The following is a 16191-nucleotide window of genomic DNA, read 5'->3' as shown; positions in this document are numbered from 1 at the left end:
TGTCGCGCGAAAGCGCCTCGCTGGGGGCTGAACCGCCTGGATCGGGCCCGCATGCGGGATTCCCGAACGAGCCTTGCGGATTCCTTGCGGATTCCGGGCGGGTGCCCTGCGGTTGCCCGCTCAGAGTTCTCCCTGTCGCCGGGAACGCCCTGCGACGACACGGACACAGGGAGAACGGACATGAGCAGCAAGACCCGCCGGAGCACCACCCGCAAGGTCGTCGGTTCGCTGGCCATCGCCGGCACCGCCGCCGCCGTCGCCGGCCTCGGCACCTTCGGTACCTTCACCGACAGCACCACCCCGGTCGCGACCACGGTCCAGACCGGCACCCTGGACATCAACCTGACCCAGGCCGGGTCCTACGCGATCCCGGTCAGCACGCCGAACTTCGTCCCGGGCGACTCGGTCACCCGCGCGGTGAACCTGTCGAACGACGGCAGCACGGCGCTGTCCTCGGTGACGCTGACCGCGGGGGCCACCGGCACGCCCAGCGTCCTGACCACCGACACGATCAACGGCCTCCAGCTCTCGCTCAAGGCCTGCTCCGTGGCCTGGACCCAGGGCGGGACGCCGGCCGCGCCGGCCTACACCTGCTCCGGCACCGAGCGCAGCCTGTTCGCTGGCCCCGCCGCCGCCGGCAACATCACCCTGTCGAGCCCGGCCAGCCTGAACCCCGGTGGCGTGGACTACCTCGCCTTCTCGGTCTCGCTGCCGACGTCGGCGGACAACACGTTCCAGAACAAGACCGCCTCGCTCAGCCTGACCTTCACCGGCACGCAGCGCGCCGCTGCCGCCAAGTGATCGCGGTCTGACGACTCCTAGGGATCTCCGATGACCGCCGTGCTCCCCGTCCGCCGTCCGGGGGCAGCCCTCGCGCTGCCCCCGGAGGTCGGGACGACCACCCCCGCAACCGCCCGCCGGGCCGACCTGGCGCGCACGCTGCTCGCCGGCACCACCCGCTGGTTCGTCCGCGGACTGGTCGTCGTGGCAGCGCTGGCGTTCGCGATCCTGGCGGTCGGCCCGCACGTCCTCGGCTACCGCACGATGACGATGCTGACCGGCTCCATGTCGCCGCAGATCGACCCGGGCGACGTCGTCATCTCGACTCCGCTGGAGATCGGGGACGTCACCGAGGGCATGGTGATCAGCTACCACATCCCGATCGACGACCACCGGGTCGTCACCCACCGGGTCATCTCGGTCGAGCACGGGGACGACGGCAGCATCACCGTCCAGACCAAGGGCGACGCGAACAATGCGGCCGACCCGTGGAAGGCGACGCTGCAGGGCGACACCGCCTACCAGGTGCGCGCCGTGATCCCCGAGCTCGGGCACGCCATCCAGGTGCTGCGCGACCCGGTCGTCTCGAAGGCGCTGATCTACGGCGCCCCCGCGCTGCTCGCCGGCTGGCTGATCCTCTCCATCTGGCGGCCGGCCGAGGACGACGAGGACGACGAATGACCCGCATCGTCCTGGACGAGGACGGCGTGCGGCGGCTGCTGGCGCGGCTGGCCCACCCCTCCTCGGCCCTCGACCCCATCCACGACGCCGACGACCTGCACGAGGTCGACCTCGACGCCGAGCTCTGGAACCGCCTGCCGGAGACACCCTCCGGCTCCCGCACCCACTGAACCAGCCGCATCCGAGGGGAGGACCCGACCATGACCCGCATCCGTCGCACCGCCGTCCTGCTGGGCACCGCCGCCGCCGTGCTCTTCGGCTCGGTGCTCCCGGCCGACGCCCAGTTCTCCAACAGCGCCTCCGCGCCGACGATGGCCATCAGCAGCGTCGACGTCCTGGCCCCCACGGGGGTGAGCGCCGCCGGCACCAAGTGCGTCACCAACTGGGACCCGAACACCGCGTCCTGGAAGACCATGCTGCAGGCGAAGGTCGACTGGAACGCCAGCACCTCGCGCGGAGTCACCGGCTACGTGCTGATGGCCTACTTCGCCGACGGGACCCGGTACCCGGTCGCCCAGACGAACGCTGCCACCACCTCGCTGAGCGGCACCTACGACGTCTACTACGCGTCGCAGAACATCCGCGTCAGCGTCACCACCCTCACCTCCTACGGCTGGACCGAGGAGTCCGGACTGTCTGGAGCCATCAAGTGCTGACCGCCCTCGTCGTCGACCCCTCGCGCAACGGCCGCCACCGCGTCGGCGTCCTGCTCCGGCTCGGCGGCTGGCAGGTCGTCGAGGCCGCCAGCACCGAGGACGCGCTGCGCGTCGCCGCCGGCCGCGACCTCGACCTGGTCGTCACCGAGGTGGTCCTGCGCGCCGAGAGCGGCCTGGCCCTGCTGACCGAGCTGCGACGGTCCGGCTCCCGCGCCCGGTTCCTGGTCGTCACCGCGGACCCGACCCAGCGGATCCGCACCGCGGCCGCCTCCGCCGGCGCCCTCGGGTGTCTGGCCAAGCCGATCGACCCGCGGGCCCTCATCGACTTCCTCTGCAGCCGGACCGCGCGGCCCGCCGCACCGGCCCGGCACCTGCGGGTCGTCCGCGAGGTGGAGGACCTGCACCAGGCCGACATCGACGCCGACACGATGGACCGGCTGCAGGAGATGTACGTCAGCGCGCTGCCGCACCGCCTGTCGCTGATCACCGACGGCGCCCGCTCCGGCGACGCCATGGCCGTGGCGTCCGCCGCGCAGACCCTGGCCGGGGCCAGCGGTCAGCTGGGCCATCCGGAGATCGCCACGGTGTGCCAGGACATCGCCGCCGAGGCCCGCCGCGGCGTGGTCACGCAGAGCCGGCTGATGAAGCTGCAGCTGCTCAGCCTGCGAGCCACCAGCGGGAGCCGGTCCGCGACCAGCGCCCTGCTGGCGAGCGTCTGAGAGAGGACCCCGTCCTCCCCACCCTTCGCACGCTCAGGGCGGGACCGGGGACGGGGCCGACACGGGCGTCGGGGTGGGCACGGGGCCACCTCGGCGCCCGCTCGCGTGTGCGGCCCGCTCTCAGGCGACGAGGCGGTAGCCGACGCCGCGGACGGTCTTGATCTCCGGCGAGCTGAGGCCGGCGGCCTGCAGCTTGCGGCGCAGGTTGGACATGTGCGCCTCGACCAGCCGGAGGTTGCCCTCCCAGTCGGTCTGCCAGACCTCGCGCAGCAGCGTCTCGCGCTGGAGCACCCGGCCCGGTCGTGAGGCCAGCGCCGCGAGCAGGTCGAACTCGGTGCGGGTCAGGTCGACGACGGCGCCGTCCACCCGGACCTCGCGGCTGTCCTCGTCCACCTCGAGCTCGGCGAGCCGGCGCACCGTCTCCTCGATCGGCTCGCGCGGGGTGGGGACGACGGCGCGCGGACGGCGCAGCATCGCCTGCACGCGGGCGACCAGCTCGCGGGGCGAGAACGGCTTGGCCATGTACCCGTCCGCGCCGACGGCGAGGCCGATCAGCAGGTCGACCTCCTCGGCGCGCGCGGTGAGCATGAGGACGTAGCACTCGGTCTCGGCGCGCACCTGGCGGCAGATCTCGGTGCCGTCGGCGTCCGGGAGGCCGAGGTCGAGCACGATCAGGTCGGGCGCCTGCCGGCGGACCTCCGCCATGGCCTCCTCGCCCGTGCTCACCGCACGGACGTCGAACCCGGCCTTGCCGAGGACCGTCGCGACGAGTTCGCGGATCTCGTCGGTGTCCTCGACGACGAGCACGGACTGTTCGGGCAACGACCTCTCCTCCTCACGTCTCGGTCGCAGGCAGGCAGGGCGGTCCTGCGTCACCTGCTCGGGTGATCGGCAGGTCGCTGTCCGTGCTTGAGCGGGAGGACGACGGTCACCCGGCGCCCCTCCCCCGTCCGGGTGAATACGACGAGCGGCCGCCGGGTACATGAGACGCGTCACATCGGGAGCCCACCGACCGGGGAGGATGACGGAGAGCTACTGGACGGCTCCTCTCTTCCCCTGCGAGCGCCAGCGGCCGCCCCTACCGTCGACAGACGATGCCTTCGCTTCGGAGACACCGCACCGCGCCGGCCGCGGGCGCAAAGAGCCGCCGCCTCGATCTGGACGTGGTCCGGGGCACCGCGATCGTGCTCGCCCTCGGCTGGCACTTCAGCGGCCCGAGCGGCAACGTCGTCGTCGACGTCCTGCAGTGGCCGGGCAAGCAGTTCGGCTGGGCCGGGGTCGACCTGTTCTTCGTGCTCAGCGGCTTCCTCATGGGCCGGATCGTGCTCGGCGAGCACGCCCGCACCGGCACCTTCGACGGACGGCGGTTCACCGTCCGCCGCGTCTTCAAGCTCTGGCCGGTGCTGTACCTCTTCCTCGCGGTGCACGCGCTGTTCGGCGCCGAGCCGCTGGGCTCCTACCTGTGGCAGAACGCGCTGCACGTGCAGAACTACGCCGGCACGTCGCTGACGCACCTGTGGTCGCTGGCCGTCGAGGAGCACTTCTACCTGGCGCTGGCGCTGCTGTTCCCGGTGTTCGCCCGCCGCCGCGGGTCGCTGAAGCTGCTCGCGGGGATCCTCGTCGGGGTGCTGGTCGCGGCCCTGGTGTTCCGGGTGACCGGCAGCCTGTCCGGGGTCAGCGAGACGCGGCTGCAGTGGCGGACGCACTTCCGGGTCGACTCGCTGGCCGCCGGTGTGCTGCTCGCCGTCGTCAGCGTGCGCTGGCCGGAGCGGTTCGAGGCACTGCTGCGGCGGCGCCGGCTGTGGCTCGGCGTCGCCGCGCTGGGGGTCGGGTTCCTCGCCACGGTCGGCAAGTCCGGAGCGGTCGGCAGCACGCTCGGCTTCACCGTCGCCTACCTGACCGCGGCCGCCGTCCTGCTGCTGCTGTACCAGGCGGCCTGGGTGCCGCGGCTGCGCCTGGTGACCGCGCCGATGGCCGCCCTGGGCCGCTTCTCGTACGGCATCTACATCTGGCACGTGTTCGCGGCGCAGATCGCGCTCGGCCGGCTGGGGCTGGACTGGGAGGCGTCGACGCCGGGAGCCCTGGCGGTGAAGTACGGCGCCGCGATCGGGGTCGGCATCGCCGCGACGGTGCTGGTCGAGCGCCCGGCCCTCGCGCTGCGCGACCGCATCCTGCCGGCGACGCCGACGCAGCAGCTGGTCGCCGACCCCGCGCCGCGGCCGGTGCGGCCGCGGATCGAGCGGCCGCACCATGCGCACGTGCTGGAGGGGCCGGTGCTGCCCGCGCGCCTCGTCGGCGTCTGACCTCCCGCGGTTTCGCGCGATCAAGCACGCGCGCTTGATCGCGCGAAACCGCGCCGGACCGTCAGTTCAGGGTGCGCGTGCCGGCCGGCAGCGTGCCGCCGGCGAGCAGCTCCGCCGTCGCGTCCTGCAGCGCGGTCAGCGCCACCCGCTGGGTGAACGGGCCGGTGGAGACCCGCGCGACGCCCAGCTCCTCCAGTTCGCGCACCGACGGCGACACCGACGGCACCGCGATGACGCTGACCCTGCGCGGGCCGAGCCCGTCGACCAGGCCGGCGATCTCGTCCCGGTCGACCGCGCCCGGGACGAACACCACCGGGGCGCCCGCCTCGAGGAACGCCCGGCCGCGGCGGACCGCCTCGGCCACCAGCGACCCCCGGTCGGCGTCCCGGCCGGCGTGCAGGAAGGCGTCGGTCCGGGCGTTGAGCACGAAGTCGATCCCGGCGTCCCGGCCGGCGCGCACGACCGCCTCCACCGCGGCGACGGCGTCGTCCAGCGGCCGCATCCGGTCCTCGAGGTTGCCGCCGACGGCGCCGGCCGCGATCGCCCGCCGCGCGGTCTCCGCCGGGTCGCCGTAGCCGGCCTCGAAGTCCATGGTCACCGGCAGGTCCACGGCCGCGGCGATGCGGGCGACCATGTCCAGGTGCAGGTCGAGCGGGATGTTCTCGCCGTCCTCGTAGCCGAAGGTCGCCGCGATCGAGTGGCTCGCGGTGGCCAGCGCCCGCACCCCGTCGGTCGCCGCCACCACCCGCGCGGAGACGACGTCCCACACGTTGGCCAGCACCAGGATCTCCGGCGCGGTGTGCAGGTCGAGCAGCGTGCGGGCGCGGGCGGCGAGATCCGGCATGACCGACAACCTAGGCGGCCAGCAGCTCCGCGAGGTCGTCGAGGATCAGGTTCGCCGCGGTCAGGCCGATGCCGGTGAAGAAGACGTCGTCGTCCACCGCGTGCGCCCGGCCCGCCTCGACCGCGCCCAGCCGCGGCCACAGCGGCCCACCGACGACCGCCTCCTCGCCCGACTCCGCCGCGTCGCCGTAGGAGGAGTGGAGGACGACGTCGGCGTCGGCCAGCGTCAGCTCCTCCGGGCTCAGCTCGGCGAACTGCGGCACCTCGCCGGCCGGCAGCTCCGGCTGCGGCAGCCCGACGTCGGCGAGCACCGTGCCCAGGAACGACTCCGGCGTGTACGCCCGCACGGTGCCGGCGACGAAGCGCACCGGGCTCACCGTGGGCAGCGGCTCCCCGAGGCGCGCACCCAGCTCGGCGGCCCGGACCTCGTACTCGGCCAGCGCCGACACGGCCTCCTCGTCGCGGCCGAGCGCCTCGGCGGCGAGCAGGAAGTTGTCCTTCCACACCGCGCCGACCCGCTCGGCGAACACCGTCGGCGCGATCGCCGACAGTTCGTCGTAGAGCTCCTCGTGGCGCACCTTGTTCGACAGGATCAGGTCCGGCCGGAGCGCCGCGATCGCCTCGAGGTTCGGCTCCCCGATGGTGCCGACCCGCTCGACGCCGGCGGCGCCCTCGGCGAGATGGCTCAGGAAGCCGGAGGCCACGTCGGTGGTCACCGCTCCCACCGGGGTCACGCCCAGGGCCAGCGCGGAGTCCAGCTCGCCGGTGTCGAGGACGACGACCCGCTCCGGCCGCTCGGCGAGCTCCGTCGAGCCCATCGCGTGCTCCACCGTCCGCGGGAAGGCGCCCTCGGAGGGTGCCGGCGACCCGGCGGCCGCCTTCTCCGCGGACGTGCCGCCACAGGCGGCGAGCGGCAGGGCGGCGGCCAGGACCAGGGCGGCCAGCCGGAGGGGGCGGTGCGCGATCACGCTTCTCCTTGCAGTCGGGACGTGCGGGAACTCCCGACCGGCACGACGAGCACGCCGTCGGACACCGGATCGGGCAGGACGACGGCCTGCAGGCCGAAGACGTCGGCGAGCAGGTCCGGTGTGATCACCTCGCGCGGCGGGCCGGCGGCGACGATCCGCCCGTCGCGCATCGCGACCAGGTGGTCGGCGTAGCGGGCGGCGAGGTTGAGGTCGTGCAGCACCATGACGACGGTGCGGCCGCGGATGTGCAGCCGGTCGACCAGGTCGAGCACCTCGACGGCGTGCGCGAGGTCGAGGTGGGTCGTCGGCTCGTCGAGCAGCAGCAGGTCGGTGCCCTGGGCCAGCGCCATGGCGATCCAGGCCCGCTGGCGCTGGCCGCCGGAGAGCGCGTCCACCGGGCGGTCGGCGAGGTCGAGGACGCCGGTCTCCTCCAAGGCGTGCGCCACCACCGCCTCGTCGTCCCGGGACCACTGCCGGAACCACGCCTGGTGCGGGTGCCGGCCCCGGGTGACCAGGTCGGCGACGGTGATCCCCTCCGGCGCGACCGGCGACTGGGGCAGCATGCCGAGCACCCGGGCGACCTCGCGGGTGGGCTGCCGGTCGATCCGCTTGCCGTCGAGCAGCACCTCGCCGCCGCGCGGGCGCAGCAGCCGGCCGAGGGCGCGCAGCAGCGTCGACTTGCCGCAGCCGTTGGGCCCGATGACGGCGGTGACCGCACCGTCGGGGACGGCGAGGTCGAGGTCGCGGACGACGACGCGCTCGCCGTAGCCGAGGGTGATCCCGCGGGCGGCCAGCCGGGAGGTCACGGGGACGGCCTCGGTGAGAGTGCTCATGCGTCGGTCCTCCGGGTGCGGCGGGCGAGCAGGTAGATGAGGTACGGGGCGCCGATGACGGCGGTGAGGATGCCGACCGGCAGCTCGGCGGGCAGCAGCGTCCGCGAGACGACGTCCCCGCCGACGACCAGCAGCGCGCCGAGCAGGCCGCCGGCCAGCACGGGCGGGCCGGCGGAGCGGACCAGCCGCAGCGCCACCTGCGGGGCGATGAGCGCGACGAACGGGATCGGCCCCGCGGCGGCGACCGACACCGAGGCCAGCGCCACCGCGAGCGCGAGCTGCCCCGCCTGGGCGCTCTGCAGCCGGATGCCCAGCGACCGCGCGCTGTCCTCGCCGAGCCGCAGGGCGCGCAGCGACGGGCTCGTGACGACGCACAGCAGCGCCGCGAGCCCGACGACGATCCCGACCGGGACGACGTGCTCCCAGCCCCGGCCGTTGAGGCTGCCGGTGAGCCAGACGGTGGCCCGGGTCGCCTCGGTGATGTCGGCGAGGATCAGCAGGTAGTTGGTCAGCGACGCGAGCACCGCGGCGACGGCGATGCCGACCAGCACGAGCCGGAAGCCGGTCACCCCCTGCCGCCAGGCCAGCGCGTAGATCACCGCCGCGGTGAGCAGCCCGCCGAGCAGCGCGGCGATCGGCAGCCCGACGCTCGCCAGTGCGCCGCTCGCTCCCCCGCCGACCACGATGACCGCGACCGCCGCGGCCGAGGCGCCCCAGCCGATGCCCAGGATGTCCGGGCTGGCCAGGGGGTTGCGGGCCACCGACTGCAGGAGGGCCCCGGACATGCCGAACGCCAGCCCCACCAGGACGGCGGTCAGCGACCGGGGCAGCCGCAGTTGCAGCACGATGAACCGGTCGGCGTCGGCGCCCCCGCCGGCGAGCACCCGCAGCACCTCCGGCACGGTCAGCGGGAAGTCGCCCCGGCCGATGTTGACGGCCATCAGCAGCAGGACGACGGCGGCCAGCAGCACCGGCACGACCACCGCCCGCGGCCGCCAGGCGGCGGAGACCGGCCCGAATCGGACGGCTCGGATCGCGAGGGTCACAGGGTCACCAGCTTGCGGCGGCGCACCAGGGCGATGAAGAACGGCGCCCCGACGAAGGCGAGCACGAGCCCGACCGGCAGCTCGGCGGGCCGGACCAGCAGCCGGCCGGCGGCGTCCGAGACGAGCAGCAGGATCGCGCCGAGCAGGCCGGCGTAGGGCAGCAGCCAGCGGTGGTCCGGGCCGGTGATCGTGCGGGCGAGGTGCGGCACGACCAGCCCGACGAAGGCGATCGGCCCGGTGACCGCGACCGCGGCGCCGGTGAGCAGGGTGACCGCGGCGATGCCGGTGGCGCGGGCGAGCGCGATCCGCTGGCCGAGGCCGCGGGCGACGTCCTCACCGAGCTGCAGGGTGTTGAGCGCGGGCGCGTTGAGCGCGGCCAGCAGCAGGCCGGCGAGCAGGAACGGCAGCACCTGGACGACGACGTCCTCGCCCCGGCCGACCAGCGAGCCGACCACCCAGAACCGGTAGGCGTCCAGCGTGGTCTGGTCGCTGAGCACGAGCGCGCTGGTCAGCGCGGAGAGCAGCGCGGTCACCGCCGCCCCGGCGAGGGCCAGGGTGACCGGCGTCCCCCCGCCCTCGCCGAGCGTGCCCAGCACGAAGACGACGACGCTGGCGACCAGCGCCCCGGCGAGGGCGAACCACACCGAGCCGGTGACCGAGGTGACGCCGAAGGCGTAGACGGCCAGGCAGACGGCGAACGCCGCGCCGGAGCTCACGCCGAGCAGCCCGGGGTCGGCCAGCGGGTTGCGGGTGTGCCCCTGGATCAGCCCGCCGGCGACGCCGAGGGCGATCCCGACCGCGAGCCCGAGCCCGGTGCGCGGCAGCCGCAGCGACCGCACCACCACGTCGTCGTCCGACCCGGTCGGGGAGAACAGCGCCGACCAGACGTCGCCGAGGGAGATCGCGCGGGCGCCGATCGCGATGCTCGCCGCCGCCGCGACCGCGAGCAGCACCAGCAGTGCGAGCAGGCCGCCGTGCAGGAGTGCGCGCCGCCGGGACGCGGGCGCCTCCCGCGCGGGCGCCCGCACCGCCGGTGCCTGGACCACGGTCAGGCCGCGGCGTTCTGCGCGGCCGTGGCCAACTGGCCGACGAGCTGGTCGAGCACCCACGGGATCGACAGCACGCTGACCGCGCTCATCCCGGCGGCGACCTCCTGGTCGTCGACGATCACCGCCGAGTCGCGCTGGATCGCCGGGACCTGGGCGTACACGGGCAGCGCCTTCACCTCGTCGGCGGTGATCCCGTCCGCGAAGCCCACGACGACGTCGGCGGTGATCTCCGGCGCCTTCTCCAGCGAGATCTCCGAGAAGAAGGTGCCGGTGTCCCCGCCCCCGGCCAGCGTGTCGACGCTCGGGTCGAGGGTCAGGCCGAGCCTCTCGACCAGCTGCACGCGTGGGTCCGCGCCCAGGTAGAGGGAGAGCCGCTCGGCCCCCATGCTGGTGTACGCGAACGTCAGGTCGGCGAACTCGGGGTGCTCGTCGGCGATCCGCCGGACTGCGGCGTTCGTGTCGTCGATGAGCTGCGCGGCCTCGTCGCTCTTGCCGAGAGCCTCGCCGATCATGCGGGTCTGCACTTCCCACGGCGTCGTCCACGCCTCACCCGGGTAGGCGACGGTCGGCGCGATGCCGCGGAGGTCCTCGTAGACCGACTCCTCGAAGCCCTCGTACGGCGCGAGGATCACGTCGGGGCGCAGCGCCGCGATCTCCTCCAGCGGCGGGCCGTCGGCGGTGTCGAGCAGGGTGGTCTGCTCCGGGTCGTAGAACTCGTCGTCCCACGGCAGGACGCCGTCGTCCCCGCCGCCGTACGGGAAGGACGGCATGCCGACGGAGGTCACGCCCAGCGAGTAGACGATGTCCTGCGCGCTCCACCCGAGGACGACGACCCGCTCGGGCTGCTGCTCGATCTCGGTCGACCCGAAGGTGTGCTCGATGGAGACCGGGAAGGCGCCGCCGGACGCGGCCGTGCCGGCGTCGTCGCCCCCGCTCTCGGTGCTGCTGCCGCAACTGGCCAGCACGGGAAGGGCCGCCAGCGCAGCCACGGTCGCACGGATCCGCATCGACGTTCTCCTCGATCTCGTCGCGAGGCCTTCCCCGCGCAAGTGAGGGAAGGCTAGCCTAACTTCGATCAAGGTCCGCAACCACCGGGGAGAGCGCCGATGACCGTCCAGACCGTCGAGGCGGTGCCGGCCTACCGGCCGTTCGCCGTCCGCGCCGTCCGCGTCCAGCGGCTGACCCCCGGCTTCGTCCGGGTCACCTTCGGCGGCGCCGACCTCGACGAGTTCGCCTCGGGCGGCCTCGACCAGCGGATCAAGGTGCTCCTCCCCCTGCCCGGCCGCGGCCTGATCGACTGCCCGACCGGGCCGGACTGGTACGGCGAGTGGCGGGTGCTGCCGGAGGAGCGGCGCAACCCGATCCGCACCTACACCGTGCGGGCGGCCCGGCCGGCCGAGCGGGAGGTGGACGTCGACTTCGTGGTGCACGAGGGCCCCACCGGGCCGGCCGGCGCGTGGGCGCTGGCCGCGCGGGCCGGTGACGAGGTCGTGCTCATCGGCCCCAACGCGCGCTACGGCGGGGACACCGGCGGGATCGAGTGGCGGCCGCCGGCCGGGCCGGTGCGGCTGCTGCTGGCCGGCGACGAGACGGCGGTGCCGGCGATCTGCGCGATCGGCGAGGCGCTGCCGTCCGACGCGACCGGCCGCATCGTCCTCGAGGTGCCGTCGGTCGAGGACGTCCTCCCGGTCCGCGCCCCCGCCGGCGTCCAGGTCACCTGGCTCCCCCGCCGGTCACGGGCCGGCGCCGCGCCGCACGGCGAGCGGCTGAGCGCCGCGGTGCTCGCCGCCGCGCCGCTGTCCGGCGAGACGACGGCGGCCCCGGCCGACCCCGAGTACGACCACGCGCTGTGGGAGGTGCCGGAGACCCCCGCGGCGGCCACCGGCCACTACGTCTGGCTGGCCGGCGAGGCGGGCATGGTCACCGCGCTGCGCCGCCGGCTGCTGGCCGACACCGGCCTGGACCGGGCGGCGGTGGCGTTCATGGGCTACTGGAAGGCCGGTCGCGCCTCGGTGTGAGTGCTCGCCGGGTTCTGATCCGTTCGAGTGGATCTTTCCGCGGTTCCGCTGGAGATCGCTCCGCCCGGCGCCGATGAGGCGGGTGCCCACCGCAGGGCGACGTCGGGGCCCGCTGCCCCGCCGACCGAGAAGGGACCGCTCATGATCGGTCTCACCCGCACCACCGGCGAACGCTGCCGCCTGGACCCGGCCGCCATCGAGCGCGTCGAGGCACACCCGGAGACGGTCGTGTTCCTGACCGACGGCGCGAAGTACGTCGTCACCGAGTCGCCGGACCAGGTCGCCGACAAGGTGCGCGCCTACCGGGCCGCGGTCATGGTCAGCGCCTGGCGGCTGATCGACACCCCGACGCAGCGGGCGGAGGTCACCGGGGCCGGCATCGTGCCGTTCTCCCCGCGCCGATCGCGCTGAGCCGGCCGAAGACCCAGCGACTTCGTACCCGGCGTTCAGCCACCTCACAGCGATGCCGGGCACCCTCGTCGACGGGATCGGCCCGGCGGAGGACCCGCCCGGCGACGCCCGAGCGCCGACCTGCGCGCGCCGCCGCACGGGCATACCCTTGGCGTGCACCAATAGTTGTAGAACCCAAGGAGATCCGGCGGGGGTTTGACGAGGGAGGACCGGTGGCCGGGGCCATCGAGGACTACGGGTTGATCGGCGATCTGCAGACCGCAGCGCTGGTCGGCCGCGACGGGTCGATCGACTGGCTGTGCCTGCCCCGCTTCGACTCGCCGGCCTGCTTCGCCGCGCTGCTCGACGACGAGCGCGCCGGCCGGTGGCTGCTCGCACCGGCATCCGGCGGACCGTGCACGCGGCGCCGGTACCGCGGTGAGTCGCTGGTGCTCGAGACGGAGTGGGAGACCCCCGAGGGCACCGTCCGGCTGCTGGACTTCATGCCGCCGCGCGGCGAGGCGCCCGACGTCGTCCGGATCGTCGAGGGCGTGTCCGGCCGCGTGCCGATGCGGACGGAGCTGCTGCTGCGCTTCGACTACGGGAACGTCCCCCCGTGGGTGCGCACCCTCGACGGCGAGGTCGCCGGGGTCGCCGGCCCGCACGCGGTCTGGCTGAGCAGCCCGGTGCGACTGCGCCACGGGAACCGGCGGCCGGACGAGGACCAGCGCATCGACGCCGAGTTCGAGGTCGGCGCCGGCGAGCGCATCCCCTTCGTGCTCACCTACGCCGCCTCGCACCTGCCGCACCCGCGGCCGGCCGACCCGGACCGCTCCCTCGACGACACCCTGACGTTCTGGGCCCGCTGGATGGGCCGGTGCGACTACGACGGCCGCTGGGACGACGCCGTCCGCCGGGCGCTGCTCACCCTCAAGGCGCTGACCTACGCCCCGACCGGCGGCATCCTGGCCGCCGCGACGACGTCGCTGCCCGAGCAGCTCGGCGGCTCCCGCAACTGGGACTACCGGTACTGCTGGCTGCGCGACGCCAGCTACACGCTGCAGGCGCTGCTCGGCACCGGCTACCTGCAGGAGGCCCGCGAGTGGCGCGACTGGCTGCTGCGCGCGGTGGCCGGCGACCCGGCCGACCTGCGGATCATGTACGCGCTCGACGGGGCCCGGCGCATCCCCGAGCAGGAGATCCCCTGGCTGGCCGGGTACCAGGGCGCCGCTCCGGTGCGCGTGGGCAACGCGGCCGCCGAGCAGTTCCAGCTCGACGTCTGGGGCGAGACCCTCGACGGCCTGCACCTGGCCCGCGCGGCGGGGCTGCACAGCACGGACGACGCGTGGGAGCTCCAGCGGGCGCTGCTGGACTTCCTGGAGGGCGCCTGGGCCGAGGACGACAACGGGCTGTGGGAGGTCCGCGGCCCGCGCCGGCCGTTCGTGCACTCCAAGGTCATGGCATGGGCGGGGGTCGACCGGGCGGTCCAGGCCGTGGAGCGGTTCGGCCTCGACGGGCCGGTGGACCGGTGGCGGCGGCTGCGCCAGGAGATCCACGACGACGTCTGCGCCAAGGGCTACGACGCCGACCGGGGCACCTTCACCCAGTTCTACGGCTCGCGCGGCCTCGACGCGGCGCTGCTGCTCCTCCCCCGGGTCGGCTTCCTCGACTGGGGCGACCCGCGCGTGGTCGGCACCGTCGAGGCGGTGCAGCGGGAGCTGACCGAGGACGGCCTCGTGCTGCGCTACCGGCCCGACGCCGACGGGGGCGTCGACGGGCTGCCCGGCGACGAGGGCGCCTTCCTCGCCTGCAGCTTCTGGCTGGTCGACGCGCTGGCCGGCATCGACCGCACCGGCGAGGCCGAGGACCTGTTCACCCGGCTGCTCGGGCTGCGCAACGACCTCGGCCTGCTCAGCGAGGAGTACGACCTCGGCGCGCGCCGGCAGGTGGGGAACACGCCGCAGGCCTTCAGCCTCGTCGGCGTCGTCAACGCGGCCCGGCACCTCTCCGGCTCCCGGCCGGCGCACGCCGCCGGCCGGTCCGGCACCGATCGTCCCGAGGGCGGGGAGAAGCCCCTGGGCTGAGTCCCGATCGAACGGAGTTCGCCATGACCCAGACCGTCGCCGACGTGCTGCTCGCCCGGCTGCGCGAGTGGGGGGTGCGGCAGGTCTTCGGCTATCCCGGGGACGGCATCAACGGGCTGCTCGCCGCCTGGGGCCGGGCGGACGACGACCCGCGGTTCGTGCAGGCCCGGCACGAGGAGATGGCCGCCTTCGAGGCCGTCGGCTTCGCCAAGTTCGGCGGCGGGTTCGGCGTCTGCGCGGCCACCAGCGGGCCCGGCGCGATCCACCTGCTCAACGGCCTCTACGACGCCAAGCTCGACCACGTCCCGGTCGTGGCGATCGTCGGCCAGACCGCGCGCTCGGCGATGGGCGGCTCGTACCAGCAGGAGGTCGACCTGCTGACCCTGTTCAAGGACGTCTGCAGCGACTACGTGCAGATGTGCACGGTGCCCGAGCAGCTGCCCAACCTGATCGACCGCGCCATCCGCATCGCGGTCGGCGCGCAGGCCCCGACCTGCCTGATCTTCCCCTCCGACGTCCTCGAGCTCGAGTACACCGCTCCCGGCCACGCGTTCAAGATGGTGCCCTCCAGCGTCGGCACGGCCGACTCCGCGCCGGTCCCGGCCGCCGCCGCGGTGCAGCAGGCGGCCGACCTGCTCAACGCGGGCGAGAAGGTGGCGCTGCTGGTCGGCCAGGGCGCCCGCGGCTGTGCCGCCGAGCTGACCGAGGTCGCCGACCTGCTCGGCGCCGGCGCGGCCAAGGCGCTCCTCGGCAAGGACGTGCTGCCCGACACCCTGCCCTGGGTCACCGGCTCGATCGGCCTGCTCGGGACGACGGCCAGCTACGAGCTGATGATGGGCTGCGACACGCTGCTCACCGTCGGCTCCAACTTCCCGTACACGCAGTTCTACCCGGCCCTCGACCAGGCCAAGGCCGTGCAGATCGACCGGTCCGCCGCCTGGATCGGCATGCGCTATCCCTACGACGTCAACCTCGTCGGCGACGCACGGACCACCCTGCGGGCGCTGCTCCCCCTGTTGGAGCGCAAGACCGACCGCACGTGGCGGGAGAAGATCGAGGGCGACGTCGCCGACTGGTGGCAGACCGCGGAGCGGCGGGCGCTGACCGACGCCGACCCGATCAACCCGATGCGGATCGTGCACGAGCTCTCCGCGCGGTTGCCGGCGAACGCGATGGTGGCCAGCGACTCGGGCAGCGCGGCCAACTGGTACGCCCGGCACCTGAGGTTCACCGGCGACGTCCGCGGCTCGCTGTCGGGCAACCTCGCCACGATGGGCCCGGGCGTGCCGTACGCGATCGGCGCGAAGTGGGCGCACCCCGACCGGCCCTCGATCGCGATCGTCGGGGACGGCGCCATGCAGATGAACGGCATGGCCGAGCTGATCACCGCCGCCAAGTACTGCCATCAGTGGGGCGATCCCCGGCTGGTGGTCGCCGTCCTGCACAACGACGACCTCAACCAGGTGACCTGGGAGATGCGGGCCATGGAGGGCGCGCCCAAGTTCGCGGCGTCGCAGACCCTGCCCGACGTCGACTACGCCGCCTTCGCCCGGTCGATCGGGCTGCAGGGCATCAACGTGGAGAAGACCGACGAGGTCGGCCCGGCCTGGGACGCCGCGCTCGCCGCCGACCGGCCGACCGTGCTCGACGTCCGCTGCGACCCCGACGTCCCGCCGATCCCCCCGCACGCGACCTGGGAGCAGGTGAAGGCGACCGCCTCGGCGGTGCTGCACGGCGACGAGGACTCCGCCGGGTTCATCAAGCAGGGGATCAAGCAGAAGGTGCAGCAGTACCTGCCCGGCAGCAAGGACGGCGACTGAC

General features: G+C 74.2%; 17 protein-coding genes. 10 read left to right on the top strand and 7 right to left on the bottom strand.

Annotated features, from left to right (window positions below; translation table 11 throughout):
* Positions 1-180: 180 nt before the first annotated feature.
* From AB3388_RS06305 to AB3388_RS06285, 5 genes are read left to right on the top strand one after another with little or no spacing between them, the layout of a single operon-like run.
* Complete coding sequence (locus AB3388_RS06305) at positions 181-801, top strand: TasA family protein (protein WP_495409907.1); 621 nt, start codon at positions 181-183, stop codon at positions 799-801.
* A gap of 30 nt (positions 802-831) precedes the next feature.
* Positions 832-1461: a signal peptidase I gene (locus AB3388_RS06300; protein WP_495409906.1), complete on the top strand. Its 630-nt coding sequence runs from the start codon at positions 832-834 to the stop codon at positions 1459-1461.
* Positions 1458-1631, top strand: a complete 174-nt coding sequence (locus AB3388_RS06295; protein WP_495409905.1) for a hypothetical protein — start codon at positions 1458-1460, stop codon at positions 1629-1631. The genes AB3388_RS06300 and AB3388_RS06295 overlap by 4 nt, the downstream gene beginning before the upstream one ends.
* A 30-nt stretch (positions 1632-1661) precedes the next feature.
* Positions 1662-2117 carry a hypothetical protein gene (locus AB3388_RS06290; protein ID WP_495409904.1) on the top strand — a complete coding sequence of 152 codons (456 nt, stop codon included), beginning with the start codon at positions 1662-1664 and terminating at the stop codon, positions 2115-2117.
* On the top strand, positions 2111-2836 hold the full coding sequence (locus tag AB3388_RS06285; RefSeq protein ID WP_495409903.1) for a response regulator: 726 nt from the start codon (positions 2111-2113) through the stop codon (positions 2834-2836). Before AB3388_RS06290 ends, AB3388_RS06285 begins: the two co-directional genes overlap by 7 nt.
* 120 nt (positions 2837-2956) lie before the next feature.
* Here AB3388_RS06285 and AB3388_RS06280 read toward each other — a convergent pair whose 3' ends face one another.
* Entirely contained in the window at positions 2957-3658 is a 702-nt protein-coding gene (locus AB3388_RS06280) for a response regulator (RefSeq protein ID WP_495409902.1), read from the bottom strand.
* 341 nt (positions 3659-3999) lie between these two features.
* Between AB3388_RS06280 and AB3388_RS06275 the strand changes: the two genes are divergently transcribed.
* Positions 4000-5139, top strand: a complete 1140-nt coding sequence (locus AB3388_RS06275) for an acyltransferase family protein (protein WP_495409901.1) — start codon at positions 4000-4002, stop codon at positions 5137-5139.
* Between the two features lie 61 nt (positions 5140-5200).
* On the opposite strand, the gene AB3388_RS06270 is transcribed toward AB3388_RS06275, so the two are convergent.
* From AB3388_RS06270 to AB3388_RS06245, 6 genes are read right to left on the bottom strand one after another with little or no spacing between them, the layout of a single operon-like run.
* On the bottom strand, positions 5201-5983 hold the full coding sequence (locus AB3388_RS06270) for an isocitrate lyase/PEP mutase family protein (RefSeq protein ID WP_495409900.1): 783 nt from the start codon (positions 5981-5983) through the stop codon (positions 5201-5203).
* A gap of 10 nt (positions 5984-5993) precedes the next feature.
* The gene (locus tag AB3388_RS06265) at positions 5994-6950 is read right to left on the bottom strand and encodes an ABC transporter substrate-binding protein (RefSeq protein WP_495409899.1); all 957 of its coding nucleotides are present in this window, start codon (positions 6948-6950) and stop codon (positions 5994-5996) included.
* Positions 6947-7783: an ABC transporter ATP-binding protein gene (locus AB3388_RS06260; protein WP_495409898.1), complete on the bottom strand. Its 837-nt coding sequence runs from the start codon at positions 7781-7783 to the stop codon at positions 6947-6949. The genes AB3388_RS06265 and AB3388_RS06260 overlap by 4 nt, the downstream gene beginning before the upstream one ends.
* Positions 7780-8829, bottom strand: a complete 1050-nt coding sequence (locus AB3388_RS06255) for a FecCD family ABC transporter permease (RefSeq protein ID WP_495409897.1) — start codon at positions 8827-8829, stop codon at positions 7780-7782. The genes AB3388_RS06260 and AB3388_RS06255 overlap by 4 nt, the downstream gene beginning before the upstream one ends.
* On the bottom strand, positions 8826-9875 hold the full coding sequence (locus AB3388_RS06250; RefSeq protein ID WP_495409896.1) for a FecCD family ABC transporter permease: 1050 nt from the start codon (positions 9873-9875) through the stop codon (positions 8826-8828). The genes AB3388_RS06255 and AB3388_RS06250 overlap by 4 nt, the downstream gene beginning before the upstream one ends.
* A gap of 2 nt (positions 9876-9877) precedes the next feature.
* The gene (locus AB3388_RS06245) at positions 9878-10885 is read right to left on the bottom strand and encodes an iron-siderophore ABC transporter substrate-binding protein (RefSeq protein ID WP_495409895.1); all 1008 of its coding nucleotides are present in this window, start codon (positions 10883-10885) and stop codon (positions 9878-9880) included.
* Between the two features lie 99 nt (positions 10886-10984).
* On the opposite strand from AB3388_RS06245, the gene AB3388_RS06240 reads away from it, so the two are divergent.
* The 4 genes from AB3388_RS06240 to AB3388_RS06225 all read left to right on the top strand — a co-directional run bounded on the left by AB3388_RS06240 (position 10985) and on the right by AB3388_RS06225 (position 16190).
* Entirely contained in the window at positions 10985-11896 is a 912-nt protein-coding gene (locus AB3388_RS06240; protein ID WP_495409894.1) for a siderophore-interacting protein, read from the top strand.
* A 141-nt stretch (positions 11897-12037) separates the two neighbouring features.
* Complete coding sequence (locus AB3388_RS06235) at positions 12038-12307, top strand: flagellar FlbD family protein (RefSeq protein ID WP_495409893.1); 270 nt, start codon at positions 12038-12040, stop codon at positions 12305-12307.
* A 212-nt stretch (positions 12308-12519) separates the two neighbouring features.
* On the top strand, positions 12520-14370 hold the full coding sequence (locus AB3388_RS06230) for a glycoside hydrolase family 15 protein (RefSeq protein WP_495409892.1): 1851 nt from the start codon (positions 12520-12522) through the stop codon (positions 14368-14370).
* Positions 14371-14393: 23 nt separating this feature from the next.
* On the top strand, positions 14394-16190 hold the full coding sequence (locus AB3388_RS06225; protein ID WP_495409891.1) for a thiamine pyrophosphate-requiring protein: 1797 nt from the start codon (positions 14394-14396) through the stop codon (positions 16188-16190).
* Position 16191 lies beyond the last annotated feature (1 nt).

It is taken from the genome of Geodermatophilus sp. SMS 5-13, assembly GCF_059428245.1.
The sequence above is the reverse complement of the archived record's forward strand: the minus strand, read 5'-3'. Positions and strand labels throughout refer to the sequence as shown.